Raw genomic sequence first — 13,925 nt, forward strand, 5'->3', positions numbered from 1 at the left:
AAAACGTGTCGAACTGGCCTTTACTGTCTATCTTGATCTGGCTGCCGATTATCGGTGGCGCCTTGATCCTTGCGTTGCGCAACGCCGAGACTGCCCGCTGGGCATCGTTGGCGGTGGCGGTGGCGACCTTTGTGCTGAGTCTGCCGCTGCTGGGCTACGACACCGCCAATGACGCCATGCAGTTCATCGAACTGCATGCCTGGATCCCGGCCTACAACATCGGCTACAACCTGGGCGTGGACGGCATCGCGGTCGCGTTGATCGTGCTCACCACGCTGGTGACGGTGCTGGCCCTGATTGGCGCCTGGCGCTCGATCGACAAGCGCGTCAATCAGTACGTCGCCGCCTTCCTGATCCTGGAAGGCGTCACGGTCGGCATCTTTGCCGCGACCGACGCGATGCTGTTCTATGTCTTCTTCGAAGCCATGCTGATCCCGATGTTCCTGATCATCGGCGTCTGGGGCGGTCCGCGGCGCATCTACGCGGCGATGAAGTTCTTCCTGTACACCTTCCTCGGCTCGGTGCTGATGCTGGTGGGCCTGGTCTACCTGTACCTGAAGGGCGGCAGCTTCCAGCTGGCCGATCTCTACGCGCTGCAGCTGACCGCCAAGGAGCAGACCTGGATCTTCTTCGCCTTCCTGATCGCGTTCGCGGTCAAGGTGCCGATGTTCCCGGTGCACACCTGGCTGCCGGATGCGCACGTCGAAGCGCCGACCGCCGGCTCGGTGATTCTGGCCGCGATCGCGTTGAAGATCGGCGGCTACGGCTTCCTGCGCTTCAACCTGCCGATCGTGCCGGATGCAAGCCACGAGTTCGCCTGGCTGGTGATCACGCTGTCGCTGATCGCGGTGATCTACGTCGGTCTGGTGGCCCTGGTGCAGGACGACATGAAGAAGCTGGTGGCGTATTCGTCCATCGCGCACATGGGCTTCGTCACCCTTGGCACCTTCATCGCCTTCACCCTGGTCCGTGAGTACGGCAGCACCGATGCCGCCCGCCTGGGCCTGCAGGGTGCGATGGTGCAGATGATTTCGCACGGCTTCGTGTCCGGTGCGATGTTCTCCTGCATCGGCGTGCTGTACGACCGCATGCATACCCGCCGCATCGCCGATTACGGCGGCGTGGTCAACGTGATGCCGTGGTTCGCGACGTTCTCCATGCTGTTCTTCATGGCCAATGCCGGCCTGCCGGGTACCAGTGGCTTCGTCGGCGAGTTCATGGTGATCCTGGCCAGCTTCCAGAAGCATCCGCTGGTTGCCTTCGCTGCCGCCACCACGCTGGTGATCACCGCCGCGTATACGCTGTGGCTCTACAAGCGCGTGTTCTTCGGCGAAGTGGCCAATGCCCATGTGGCCGAGCTGAAGGACATCAATGGCCGTGAGGCGTTCGTGCTGGGGGTGTTCGCCGTTGGCGTGCTGGCCCTGGGCCTGTATCCGAAGCCGCTGACCGATCTGATGGAACCATCGATCGCCAGGCTGGCTACCCAGATTGCCGCGTCCAAGCTGTAACAGCTTGCCGTACGTTTTGATTTCCAGGATTTGATGATGACCACGCCAACGCTCGCGCCGTTGACCACCGCTGACCTGGCTCCGCTTGTTCCGGAGCTGGTGCTGATCGGCGGCGCCTTTGCACTGCTGATGCTCGACCTGTTCGTGAGCCAGCGGAACAAGGTCTGGACCCACCTGTTCTCCGTCGCCGTGCTCGCGGTGGTGTTCGCGCTATTGGCGACCGGTACGGGCGGGCAGGGCGAGATCTTCCACGGCATGTTCGTGCGCGACACCGCGGCCGACGTGATGAAGACGGTGATCGTGCTGGTCAGTGGCCTGAGCCTGGTCTACGGCTGGACCTACCTGCGCGAACGTAATCTCTATCAGGGCGAGATCCCGGTGCTGGTGTTGTTCGCCACCGCCGGCATGATGCTGCTGACCTCGGCCGGCAGCCTGTTGATGGTGTACCTGGGCCTGGAACTGCTCGCGCTGTGCTCATACGCATTGGTCGCCTCCAATCGCGACAACGGCCTGGCCACCGAAGCGGCGATGAAGTACTTCGTGCTCGGTTCGCTGGCCTCGGGCCTGCTGCTGTACGGCATGTCGCTGGTCTACGGCGCCACCGGGACGCTGAGCTTGAGCGGCATCCACGACGCGATCGAAGGCTCCAATGAGCGCACGTTGCTGCTGACCGGCACCATCTTCATGATCGCCGGCGTGGCCTTCAAGCTCGGTGCTGCCCCGTTCCACATGTGGTTGCCTGACGTGTACCAGGGTGCGCCGGCGCCGATCGCCTTGTTCATCAGCTCTGCACCCAAGCTCGCTGCCTTCGGTATGGCGTATCGCCTGCTCGAGGTCGGCATGGGTCCGCTGTCGCCGCAGTGGCATCTGTTGATCGGCGGCCTGTCTGCAGTGTCGCTGGTGATCGGCAACCTGATGGCGATTGCGCAGAGCAACCTCAAGCGCATGCTGGCGTACTCGACCGTCTCGCACATCGGCTTTCTGTTGATGGGCGTGGCCGGCGGTGGCGAGGAAGGCTATGCCGCGGCGATGTTCTACGCGGTGAGCTACACCATCATGTCGACCGCCGCGTTCGGCGCGATCATCGCGTTGTCGCGCAATGGCTTCGAAGCCGAGAACATCGACGACTTCAAGGGACTCAACGCACGCAATCCGTGGATGGCCGGCCTGGTGCTGTGCATCATGGCCTCGCTTGCGGGTATCCCGCCGTTCCTGGGCTTCTGGACCAAGCTGGCGGTGCTCAGCGCCGCGGTAAATGGCGACATGCTGTGGCTGGCCCTGGTCGGTGTGCTCTGCGCGGTGATCGGCGCCTTCTACTATCTGCGTGTCATCAAGGTCATGTACTTCGATGAGCCGGTGGGCGAGCCGCTGCCGGCCAACAACGACCGTGTGCTGGGTACCGTGCTCGGTGTCAACGCGCTTGCGTTGCTTGCGCTTGGCCTGGCCTGGAGCCCGATCATGGTGTGGTGCCAGCGTGCATTTGCAGGCCTTGCCTGAGTTACAGTCGTGGCATGACCTCGCGGCACATGTGCACACGCACTGTTGATGGGCCGACTGAAATAAAGTCGTGATTGCTGTTTCGTTTTTGTTGCAATGCGGTTATCATTTGCCGCGACGTTGAAGACCCCCCGGGGTTTTCAATCGATGAAAAACTAGGGCTTGCAATTGCCGCTCAAGTTCTTCATAATTCCGCTTCTGCTGCGGGGTGGAGCAGTCTGGCAGCTCGTCGGGCTCATAACCCGAAGGTCGCAGGTTCAAATCCTGCCCCCGCTACCAAGTTTTGAAGTACTGCTTTAATGCAATGCCTTAGGGCAGTCCTTCAACTTCTTGGATCGCAAAGACGCATGTTCCCGTCTTTGCGCCGACCCTGAGAGGTCGGGCTTTTTTCACGCAAGGGGCCCATCGGGCCCCTTGTTTTTTCCGGAACCGGAAAGTTTGCTGCCGGTTGCCGGGGTTCTACTGGCAATCATCTGATCAGGGCAGTCTGTGAGCGAAAAAGCGACCGAAATCGCGAATCTGCTGAGTCCAACGGTTGAGTCCTTGGGCTTGGAACTGCTGGGTGTGGAATATCTTCCCGCTCCAGGTGGCGCCACATTGCGCCTGTACATCGATGTGCCGCTGGCCGAACAGCCCGAGCGTGTCATCAACGTCGACGACTGCGAGCGTGTGAGCCGCGAAGTCTCGGCCCAGCTCGACGTCGAAGACCCCATCACCGGCAACTACACGCTCGAGGTGTCCTCGCCGGGTGTGGACCGTCCGTTGTTCACGCTGGAGCAGTTCGGCCGTCACGTTGGCGAGTCCGCCAAGATCGTGCTGAAGCTGGCGCAGGATGGCCGGCGCCGCTTCCAGGGCCAGATCGTGCGGATCGACTCCGAGACGGATGCGGTGGTGTTCGCCGTCGACGGCAAGGATGTGCAGATCGGCTTCGACAACATCGACAAGGCGCGCATCCTGCCGGATTGGGTCGCCCTGGGCCTGGCCCCGCAAAAACCGAACAAGCCCGGCCCGAAAAAACCCGGGCACGACAAGAAGAAACCATCCAACGAGTCGGCGGCTGGCAAGCCGCGCGCGGAGTGACGAAATGAGCAAGGAACTTTTGCTGGTAGTGGATGCGGTGGCCAACGAAAAGGGCGTGCCGCGCGAAGTGATCTTCGATGCGATCGAGGCCGCGCTGGCTTCCGCAGCGAAGAAGCGCTATCCCGACCAGGACGTGCTGACGCGCGTGACCATCGACCACAAGGACGGTAACTACGAAACCTATCGTCGTTGGGAAGTGGTTGCCGACGATGTCGTGATGGAATCCCCGGATCGCCAGGTGCGTCTGATGGATGCCGTCGACGAAGCCGACGGCGTCGAGGTGGGAGACTACATCGAAGAACAGATCGAAAACCCGGACTTCGGCCGTATCGCCGCGCAGGCTGCCAAGCAGGTGATCGTGCAGCGTGTGCGCGAGGCCGAGCGTCAGCAGGTGGTCGATGCCTGGAAGGATCGCGTCGGCGAGTTGATCACCGGTGTGGTCAAGCGCGCCGAGCGCGGCAACATCTTTGTCGATCTGGGCGGCAATGCCGAAGCCTTCATTCCCAAGGACAAGGGCATTCCGCGTGACGTGCTGCGCCCCGGCGACCGCGTGCGCGGCTATCTGGCCGAAGTGCGTTCCGAGCCGCGTGGCCCGCAGCTGTTCATCAGCCGCGCCGCGCCGGAGTTCATGATCGAGCTGTTCAAGCTCGAAGTGCCGGAAGTGGGCCAGGGCCTGGTCGAGATCAAGGCCTGCGCACGCGATCCGGGCGACCGCGCCAAGATCGCGGTGATCGCGCACGACACCCGCACCGATCCGATCGGCGCGTGCATCGGTATGCGTGGTTCGCGCGTGCAGGCGGTATCCAACGAGCTCAATGGCGAGCGCGTGGACATCGTGCTGTGGAACGAGAACCCGGCCAACTTCGTCATCAATGCGATGGCGCCGGCCGAAGTGCAGTCGATCATCGTCGATGAAGACAAGCACTCGATGGATCTGGCCGTGGCGGAAGATCGCCTGGCCCAGGCGATCGGCAAGGGCGGCCAGAACGTGCGTCTGGCCAGCCGCCTGACCGGTTGGCAGCTTAATGTGATGACCGCCGACCAGGTGGCCGCCAAGTCCGAAGCCGAGCAGACCTCCGCGCGCCAGTTGTTCATGGATCGCCTGGAAGTGGACGAAGAAATCGCAGCGATCCTGGTGACTGAAGGCTTCAATACGGTCGAAGAAATCGCCTACGTGCCGGTCGGCGAGTTGCTGGCGGTGGAAGGCTTCGACGAAGACATCGTCGAAGAGTTGCGCGCCCGCGCCCGCGATGCGTTGCTCAACGCTGCGCTGGCAGAAGAAGAAGGCCTGGAAGGAACTCAGCCCACCGAGGACCTGCTGGCGCTGGAGGGGATGGACGAGGAAACGGCCTTTGCTCTGGCCGAGCACGGCGTGCGCACCAGCGAGGACTTGTCCGACCTGGCAGCGGACGAGATCGTCGACTTCGGCATCGAGGGTCTGACCCAGGAGCGCGCCGCGGCGCTGATCCTGGCGGCCCGCGCCGAGGAGATCGCCCGTTTGGAGCGCGGCGAATGAGCCGGCAATGAACCGCGCCCTGACCCCATCAGGGCTTAGAATCAGCGTTTCCCTTGCTCTGGGCGAGGGGGCGCCAACCAGATCATAGGATCCGAATGTCGCAGCAAACCACCATCCGCAAGCTTGCCGAACTGGTCAATACGCCGGTCGATAAACTGCTGGTTCAACTGGCCGAGGCCGGAATGAAGTTCAGCGGTCCCGACCAGGTCGTGACCAGCACCGAGAAGATGAAACTGCTTGGCTTCCTGCGTCGCACGCATGGCAAGGCCGAGACGCCTGCCGAAGCGGCGAGCGAAGCAGCCAAGAAGATCACCCTCAACCGGCGCAAGCTGCAGGAAGTCACGGTCAGCGCCGGCCGCACCAAGACCACGGTCAACGTGGAAGTGCGGCAGAAGCGCACCTATGTGAAGTCCGAAAACGAAGGCGGCGGCCGTCCTGCGCCGATGACGCCGGACGAAGAGCGCGCCGACATCCTGGCCAAGCTCGCCGCTTCGCGTCAGCGCAATCTCGACGAGCAGCAGGCACTGGCCGAAAGCGACCGCCTGCGTGACGAAGCGATCCAGCGCAAGCGCGAAGAGGAACAGGCTGCGCGCGACCGCGCCGAAGCCGAGCGCAAGGCTGCCGAGGAAGCCGCTGCGGCTGCCAGTGCGCCGGCGCCGGTGGCTGCTGCGCCCGCGCCGTCTGCAGCGCCTGCCGCACGCGCGCCGTCGTCGCCGTCTGCGCCGCGTCCGGCCCGTCCGGCTGGCGCATCGCCGGCATCGCGCCCGGCCACGCCGGCGCGTCCGGACGACCGTTCCAATGCGGCCAAGCACAAGACGCGCGGTTCGCACGTCATGGTGGCCGGTGTCGAGGACGACGATGCGACCAAGCGTTTTGCCGGGCAGTTGCACCTGTCCGCGGCAGATCGCGCGCGCCGTTCCAACGTGCGCGGCAAGCCGACCGGTCGTCCGGGCTCGTCGTCCTCGCGTCGTGGCAACGACAATGGCCGTGGTGGCAACCAAGGCAACAGCGGTCCGCACGGATTCGAACGTCCGACCGCACCGGTGGTGCGCGAAGTGGCGATCGGCGAGACCATCACCGTGGCCGATCTGGCGCAGAAGCTCGCGCTCAAGGGCGGCGACGTGGTCAAGGCGCTGTTCAAGATGGGCGTCATGGCGACCATCACCCAGAGCATCGACCATGACACCGCCGCGCTGGTGACCGAAGAACTCGGCCACAAGGCCGTGCGTGCCGACAATGCCGACTTCGAGGATGCGCTGCTGGCACATGCCGAGGATGCGCAGGGCGATGCCACGCCGCGTCCGCCGGTGGTGACCATCATGGGTCACGTCGATCACGGCAAGACCTCGCTGCTGGATTACATCCGTCGCACCAAGATCGCCTCCGGCGAAGCCGGCGGCATCACCCAGCACATCGGTGCGTACCACGTTGAAACCGCCCGTGGCGTCATCAGCTTCCTGGATACGCCCGGCCATGCCGCGTTTACCTCGATGCGTGCCCGTGGCGCCAAGATCACCGACATCGTGGTGCTGGTGGTTGCAGCCGATGACGGCGTGATGCCGCAGACCAAGGAAGCGGTGGCGCATGCCAAGGCGGCAGGCGTCCCGTTGATCGTGGCGGTGAACAAGATCGACAAGGCCGGCGCCGATCCGCTGCGGGTCAAGAACGAATTGCTGGCCGAAAACGTGGTGGCCGAAGAGTTCGGCGGCGATACCCAGTTCATCGAAGTGTCGGCCAAGGTCGGTACCGGTGTGGACACGCTGCTGGACGCGATTTCGCTGCAGGCCGAAGTACTCGAGCTCAAGGCAGTGGCCGAGGGCCGCGCCAGCGGCACCGTGATCGAATCCTCGCTGGACAAGGGCCGCGGCCCGGTGGCCACGGTGCTGGTGCAGCAGGGCGCGCTGAAGCGTGGCGATTACCTGGTGTGCGGCATCCAGTACGGCCGCGTGCGTGCGCTATTCGACGAGACCGGCCACCAGCCGGCCTCGGCCGGCCCGTCGATCCCGGTGCAGGTGCTCGGCCTGTCCGGCGTGCCGGAAGCCGGCGACGACTTCGTGGTCGTCGACGACGAGCGTCTGGCCAAGGACGTGGCGCAGCAGCGCGAAACCAAGCGTCGCGAGTCGCGTCTGGTGGCCTCGGCCAGCAACCGCATGGAAGACATCCTGGCCCAGATGGGCAAGGGTGAAGGCCAGCAGGTGCTGAACCTGGTGATCAAGGCCGACGTGCAGGGCTCGGTGGAAGCGCTCAAGCAATCGCTGGTGGCGTTGTCCAACGACGACATCCGCATCAACGTGATCCACTCCGGCGTGGGCGGCATCACCGAATCCGATGCGAATTCGGCAGCGGCCTCCAAGGCCACGGTGATCGGTTTCAACGTGCGTGCCGATGCCTCGGCCCGCAAGATCGTCGAGTCCAACGGCATCGATCTGCGTTACTTCTCGATCATCTATGACGTGATCGACCAGGTGAAGCAGGTGGCCTCCGGTCTGCTCGGCGTGGAAATCCGCGAAGAGATCATCGGTATCGCGCAGGTCCGCGACGTGTTCCGCAGCTCCAAGTTCGGCGCGGTTGCAGGCTGCATGATCATCGAAGGTGTGGTGAAGCGCAGCAAGCCGATCCGCGTGCTCCGCGACAGCGTCGTGGTGTTCGAGGGCGAGCTGGAATCGCTGCGTCGCTTCAAGGAAAACGTCGAGGAAGTGCGTAACGGTACCGAGTGCGGTATCGGCGTGAAGGCTTACAACGACGTCAAGGCCGGCGATCAGATCGAGTGCTTCGAGCGTATCGAAGTCGCCCGTACGCTGTAACGGCTGCCGGGGCCTGCGGGCCCGGACTCCGCCAGGCGGAGTTGCAAGGCAAGTTCTGCAAGGCGAGGGCGGCATGGCCGCCCGCGTCCGTTTTTGGCTTCGGTGCCAATTGGCCCTCCGAATCAACCAGGTCCATGACCATGCCAACCAAATCATTCCATCGCACCGACCGCGTTTCGGCGCAGGTGCGTCGCGACCTCGGCACGATCGTGCACGCGGCCGTGCGCGACCACGGCCTGCCGTCGGTCAGCGTTTCCGACGTCGAAATCAGCCGCGACCTGGCGCATGCCAAGGTGTTCGTCACCGCGCTGCAGCAGGAACGCTCGGCCGAAGCGGTCAAGGGGCTCAAGGAAATCGCCGGTCAGTTGCGTACGCAGCTGGCGCGCGCGATGAAGCTGCGCCACGTGCCCGAGCTGCATTTCCATTACGACGATTCGGTCGACCGCGGCGAGCGTATCGACAACCTGCTGCGTGACCTGGACGATGTCGGCCCCGAGGCCGCATCCAGCGACGAGGACGCCGAGCAGCGCTGAGCGCTGCCGGCCCGCCGCCTGTCGATCAGCGGCCCCGATTTCAACGGGCACGCACAGTGCCCGCTTCGAGCACCGATCTGTTGAAACCCCGTATCGTCTATCGCCCGTTGCACGGCATCCTGTTGCTCGACAAGCCGGCTGGAGTCAGCTCCAACACGGCCTTGCAGTCCGCGCGCCGTTTGTTGCGTGCCGAAAAGGGCGGCCACACCGGCAGCCTGGATCCGCTGGCCACCGGCTTGCTGCCGCTGTGTCTGGGCGAGGCCACCAAGATTGCCGGCCTGCTGCTCGGTTCGGCCAAGGCCTACGACGCCGAGATCGTGCTGGGTGTCACCACCGATACCGACGATGCCGATGGTCAGGTGTTGCGCGAGCGTGCGGTGCCGGCACTGGGCGAAGACGCGCTGCGTGCAGCGCTGACGCCCTTTATCGGGCGCATCCGCCAACAGGCGCCGATCTATTCTGCGCTCAAGCAGGGTGGCGAGCCGCTGTACGCCAAGGCTCGCCGTGGCGAGGTGATCGAGGCGCCGGTGCGCGAGGTCGATGTGCATGCGATCGATGTGCTCGGTTACGCCGCGCCGCGGCTGCAGCTGCGTGTGACCTGCGGCTCGGGCACCTATATCCGCAGCCTGGCGCGCGATCTGGGCGAGGTGCTTGGCTGCGGTGCGCATATCGCCTCGCTGCGCCGGCTCTGGGTGGAGCCGTTTCGCGCGCCGCAGATGATCACGCTGGAAGCGCTGTCGGCAGCCCTGGAAGCGGGCACCGACGCGCAGGAGCTATTACTGCCGATCGAGGCCGGACTGGCCGATTTTGCGCGGATCGTGCTCGATGCGTCGCATGCGGCGCGTTTTCGCATGGGCCAGCGTCTGCGCGATCCTGCTTTCCCGACCGGCCAGGTGGCGGTGTTCGGACCCGACGGGATCCCCTCAGGGCTAGGCCTGGTGGACGCGGAGGGGCGTTTGTCGCCGCAGCGATTGTTCAATGGACTGAACGAAGCAGGGGCTTGTTAAGGTTTAGTCAACTTGTTCCCGGGCCCGCACGACGTTACAATTTTGCGGCCCCGATCGGGGCACCTCCAGCGCCAAGCGCGCTCATCCCTAGCAAACGGCGAGTCCGGCGGTGCGTCATGCACGTTCCTGCCGACCACGCATCTATCGAGTAAACATCATGTCCGTCGACACCCAGAAAGTTATTGAAGACAACAAGCGCAGCGCCCAGGACACCGGTTCGCCGGAAGTGCAGGTCGCCCTGCTGACCGCGCGCATCGAGCTGCTGACTGGTCACTTCAAGACCCACAAGAAGGATCACCACAGCCGTCGTGGCCTGCTGCAGATGGTCAACCGTCGCCGCAGCCTGCTCGACTACCTGAAGAAGAAGGACAACGAGCGTTACAAGTCCTTGATCGAGAAGCTCGGCCTGCGCCGCTAATCGAGTCACACCGCCGCGGCGCAGCGATGCGCCGCGGCTTTGTTTTGGTCATTCGCATCACGTTATCTGCAGCATGCAGTTCATGGGCCGGAGCCTCCCGGCCGCCCGTTCTCGGCATGGGTCGACGACGGTCCAACGAAGACAGCAACACCTAAGGGAAAAAACCTCCGTGGCAAAAATCACCAAAACCTTCCAGTACGGCAAGCACACCGTCACCCTGGAGACGGGCGAAATCGCTCGCCAGGCAGGCGGCGCCGTCATCGTCAAGTTCGACGACACCGTACTGCTGGTCACCGCCGTCGCCGCCAAGAGCGCGCGCGAAGGGCAGGACTTCTTTCCTCTGACGGTTGATTATCAGGAGAAGTTCTACGCCGGCGGCCGCATCCCGGGCGGCTTCTTCAAGCGCGAAGGACGTGCGACCGAGAAGGAAACGTTGATCTCGCGCCTGATCGATCGCCCGATCCGTCCGCTGTTCCCGGAGGACTACAAGAACGAAGTGCAGATCATCGCCACCGTGATGTCGATGAACCCGGACATCGACGGCGATATCGCCGCGCTGATCGGCGCATCGGCCGCGCTGTCGCTGGCCGGCACCCCGTTCAACGGCCCGATCGCTGCGGCGAAGGTTGGTTACAAGAATGGCGAATACATCCTCAACCCGACCGTGACCGAGCTGAAAGATTCGCAGCTGGAGCTGGTCGTGGCCGGTACCGCCAATGCGGTGCTGATGGTCGAGTCCGAAGCCGAGCTGCTGTCGGAAGAAGTGATGCTGGGCGCGGTGACGTTCGGCCATCGCGAGATGCAGAAGGTCATCAACATCATCAACGAGCTGACCGTCGAAGCCGGCACCAAGCCGTCCGACTGGGTGGCTCCGGCCAAGAACGACAGCATGATCGCTGCGCTGAAGGAAGCGGTGGGCGACCAGCTCGCGTCGGCGTTCCAGGTGCGTGACAAGCTGCAGCGCCGCGACGCGATTTCGGCGATCAAGAAGGACGTGCTGGGTGCGCTGGCACCGCGCGCCACGGTCGAAGGCTGGGCTGCCGGTGACCTGTCCAAGGAATTCGGCGAGCTGGAATACCAGACCATGCGCGGCTCGGTGCTGAGCACCAAGGTGCGCATCGACGGCCGTGCACTGGATACCGTGCGTCCGATCAGCGCCAAGGCCGGCGTGCTGCCGCGTACCCACGGTTCGGCGCTGTTCACCCGCGGCGAGACCCAGGCGATCGTGATCACCACGCTCGGCACCGCACGCGACGGTCAGGTCATCGACGCCGTCTCGGGCGAGTACAAAGAGAACTTCCTGTTCCATTACAACTTCCCTCCTTACTCGGTGGGCGAGTGCGGTCGTTTCGGCGCGCCGAAGCGTCGCGAGATCGGCCACGGTCGCCTGGCCAAGCGCGGCGTGCTGGCGGTGATGCCGAGCCTGGAAGAATTCCCGTACACCATCCGCGTGGTCTCGGAAATCACCGAGTCCAACGGTTCGTCCTCGATGGCATCGGTCTGCGGCAGCTCGCTGGCGCTGATGGACGCCGGTGTGCCGATCAAGGCGCCGGTCGCCGGTATCGCGATGGGCCTGGTCAAGGAAGGCAACGACTTCGTGGTGCTGTCGGACATCCTGGGTGACGAAGATCACCTCGGCGACATGGACTTCAAGGTGGCCGGCACTTCCGAAGGCGTGTCCGCGTTGCAGATGGACATCAAGATCGAAGGCATCACCGAAGAAATCATGAAGCAGGCATTGCAGCAGGCCAAGGCCGGCCGTCTGCACATCCTCGGCGAGATGGCGCATGCGCTGACCACCCCGCGTCAGGAATTGAGCGATTACGCGCCGCGCTTGCTGACCATCAAGATCCACCCGGACAAGATCCGCGAAGTGATTGGCAAGGGCGGCTCGACCATCCAGGCCATCACCAAGGAAACCGGTACCCAGATCGACATCCAGGACGACGGCACGATCATCATCGCCTCGGTCAATGCGATTGCCGCGCAAGCTGCGAAGTCGCGCATCGAGCAGATCACCTCGGACGTGGAGCCGGGCCGCATTTACGAAGGCAAGGTCGCCAAGATCATGGACTTCGGTGCGTTCGTCACCATCCTGCCGGGCAAGGACGGCCTGGTGCACGTCTCGCAGATCTCCAGCGAGCGCGTGGAAAAGGTCGGCGACAAGCTGAAGGAAGGCGATCTGGTCCGCGTCAAGGTGCTGGAAGTGGACAAGCAGGGCCGTATCCGTCTGTCGATCAAGGCAGTTGAAGAAGGCGAGGGCGTTCCGCCGTCGGCCGAGTAATCGCCGCTGGTTGATGCGTCACGAAAAAGCGGGCTTCGGCCCGCTTTTTTGTTGGGTGTTCGGCAAGGGCGCCTGACTTGATCCTTCTCCTGCGGGAGAAGGTGCCCCGCAGGGGCGGATAAGGTTACGCGCGAAGCCTCGCGCGGTTGAACCTTGGCCAGGGCTTCCGCCTTCGTGCCCTCACCCCAACCCCTCTCCGGATGGGAGAGGGGCTTTGAGCCTTGCTTACCCGGGCTGCTGTGTCGGCGCGGGCTGTGTTTCCGGACGCGGCGGCACCACGCGCGGGAAACCCGGTGGCATCGTGGTCGGTAAGGTGGTTGGCGAAGGCAGCGGTTCGACCGGTGGTGGCGCCGTCATCACCGCATCCGGGCGCAGCTTCAACAGAGCCGCCCAGTCGCGTCGATTGAAATCGCAGAGTTCTTCGTGTGCCGGCGTGCACTCGCTGGCGATGCCCATGCCGTCCTCGCTCTGGTCCTGGCTGCCGTCAGATTGGGGCGTCGGCAACACCACGCGGCCGGCGCGGTCCAGCGGCATCTTGCGCATCATCACCGTGTTGAACACATTGCCGCCGATCAGGTACAGGGTGCGATCGCCACCGACGTTGGCGGCGATCACCACGTCGCAATGCGATTGCCACGGCATCGGCGCGCTGCCGCCAAGCCCGGCCTTGAGGCCGGCGTAGCCGAGCGCAGCGCTGCGCCCGCGCAGCAGGCACAGCAGATCGCCGGGGGCGGGTTTTTCCACCGCCGGGTCGGTGAACTGGTACGGGCCGCTTGCGCCATCGTTGTAGGCGCTGCGGATGTAATCCAGATGGCGTGCAGAGCGGTGGAAACCGCTCAGTCCGGCCTGCGTCATCACCCAGGAGATGAAGGCGGCCGACCACGGGTTGTCGACCAGGAACGCGCGGCAATCGCTGGCGGTGTAGCGCGTGCCATCCAGTGCCGCGCAACTCGATGCGCCGGGGCGGCCGCCCATCGATGCCAGCGTGCCGCTGTCGCGCCAGTAGCCGGCCACGCGTTGCCAGGCGACCACGCCGTGGTCGGCCAGATAGCCCGATTCGGCCTCGGTCACGCCCAGGCTTGCCAGACGGCCCTTGGCATCGATAAACGGGTGCTGCCACAGGCGGTGCTCGTTGCAGGCACTGCGCACGATGGCGATTGCTGCAGGGCTGGTGCCGAAGCGCGGGGGCACATCGCAGACTTCCGCGGCGGCCGCGGTGCCGCCCCATGCGGCCAACACCAGACAGAGCCACGGCCAAGGTTTTACAGTCATCGCAGA

Annotated in this window: 10 protein-coding genes and 1 tRNA gene; 10 read left to right on the top strand and 1 reads right to left on the bottom strand. The window is 64.2% G+C overall.

The genetic code is table 11. The features are described 5' to 3' along the window. Positions 1-5 precede the first annotated feature (5 nt). The 10 genes from AC1KVE_RS02840 (at position 6) to pnp (ending at position 12,647) form a co-directional block, all read left to right on the top strand. Entirely contained in the window at positions 6-1,508 is a 1,503-nt protein-coding gene (locus AC1KVE_RS02840; protein ID WP_481091934.1) for an NADH-quinone oxidoreductase subunit M, read from the top strand. 36 nt (positions 1,509-1,544) lie between these two features. Continuing rightward, positions 1,545-3,005: an NADH-quinone oxidoreductase subunit NuoN gene (nuoN, locus tag AC1KVE_RS02845; RefSeq protein ID WP_024937972.1), complete on the top strand. Its 1,461-nt coding sequence runs from the start codon at positions 1,545-1,547 to the stop codon at positions 3,003-3,005. Positions 3,006-3,207: 202 nt separating this feature from the next. After that, positions 3,208-3,284: transfer RNA gene (locus AC1KVE_RS02850), tRNA-Met, on the top strand. A gap of 210 nt (positions 3,285-3,494) precedes the next feature. After that, positions 3,495-4,085: a ribosome maturation factor RimP gene (gene rimP, locus AC1KVE_RS02855; protein WP_046343329.1), complete on the top strand. Its 591-nt coding sequence runs from the start codon at positions 3,495-3,497 to the stop codon at positions 4,083-4,085. Positions 4,086-4,089: 4 nt separating this feature from the next. Next, positions 4,090-5,601: a transcription termination factor NusA gene (gene nusA / locus AC1KVE_RS02860; RefSeq protein ID WP_024937970.1), complete on the top strand. Its 1,512-nt coding sequence runs from the start codon at positions 4,090-4,092 to the stop codon at positions 5,599-5,601. A 95-nt stretch (positions 5,602-5,696) separates the two neighbouring features. Beyond that, a complete protein-coding gene (gene infB / locus AC1KVE_RS02865; RefSeq protein ID WP_481091933.1) occupies positions 5,697-8,405 on the top strand; it encodes a translation initiation factor IF-2 in 2,709 nt (902 codons plus the stop codon). A gap of 140 nt (positions 8,406-8,545) precedes the next feature. After that, complete coding sequence (rbfA, locus tag AC1KVE_RS02870) at positions 8,546-8,938, top strand: 30S ribosome-binding factor RbfA (RefSeq protein ID WP_024937968.1); 393 nt, start codon at positions 8,546-8,548, stop codon at positions 8,936-8,938. An 80-nt stretch (positions 8,939-9,018) separates the two neighbouring features. Then, positions 9,019-9,945, top strand: coding sequence for a tRNA pseudouridine(55) synthase TruB (truB, locus tag AC1KVE_RS02875; RefSeq protein ID WP_104576118.1), 927 nt, complete (start codon positions 9,019-9,021; stop codon positions 9,943-9,945). Positions 9,946-10,102: 157 nt separating this feature from the next. Continuing rightward, the gene (gene rpsO / locus AC1KVE_RS02880; protein WP_003485583.1) at positions 10,103-10,363 is read left to right on the top strand and encodes a 30S ribosomal protein S15; all 261 of its coding nucleotides are present in this window, start codon (positions 10,103-10,105) and stop codon (positions 10,361-10,363) included. Positions 10,364-10,532: 169 nt separating this feature from the next. Beyond that, entirely contained in the window at positions 10,533-12,647 is a 2,115-nt protein-coding gene (pnp, locus tag AC1KVE_RS02885; RefSeq protein ID WP_054592535.1) for a polyribonucleotide nucleotidyltransferase, read from the top strand. A 225-nt stretch (positions 12,648-12,872) separates the two neighbouring features. Here pnp and AC1KVE_RS02890 read toward each other — a convergent pair whose 3' ends face one another. Next, a complete protein-coding gene (locus tag AC1KVE_RS02890) occupies positions 12,873-13,919 on the bottom strand; it encodes a DUF2272 domain-containing protein (RefSeq protein ID WP_104575955.1) in 1,047 nt (348 codons plus the stop codon). Positions 13,920-13,925: the final 6 nt, after the last annotated feature.

This window comes from Xanthomonas sp. NCPPB 2864 (assembly GCF_056675615.1).

What these genes read in the sequence shown, in the direction of transcription:
- nuoN (WP_024937972.1), top strand. Translation starts at nt 1,545, where the DNA reads ATGACCACGCCAACGCTCGCGCCGTTGACCACCGCTGACCTGGCTCCG.
- nusA (WP_024937970.1), top strand. Translation starts at nt 4,090, where the DNA reads ATGAGCAAGGAACTTTTGCTGGTAGTGGATGCGGTGGCCAACGAAAAG.
- infB (WP_481091933.1), top strand. Translation starts at nt 5,697, where the DNA reads ATGTCGCAGCAAACCACCATCCGCAAGCTTGCCGAACTGGTCAATACG.
- rbfA (WP_024937968.1), top strand. Translation starts at nt 8,546, where the DNA reads ATGCCAACCAAATCATTCCATCGCACCGACCGCGTTTCGGCGCAGGTG.
- rpsO (WP_003485583.1), top strand. Translation starts at nt 10,103, where the DNA reads ATGTCCGTCGACACCCAGAAAGTTATTGAAGACAACAAGCGCAGCGCC.
- AC1KVE_RS02890 (WP_104575955.1), bottom strand. Translation starts at nt 13,919, where the DNA reads ATGACTGTAAAACCTTGGCCGTGGCTCTGTCTGGTGTTGGCCGCATGG.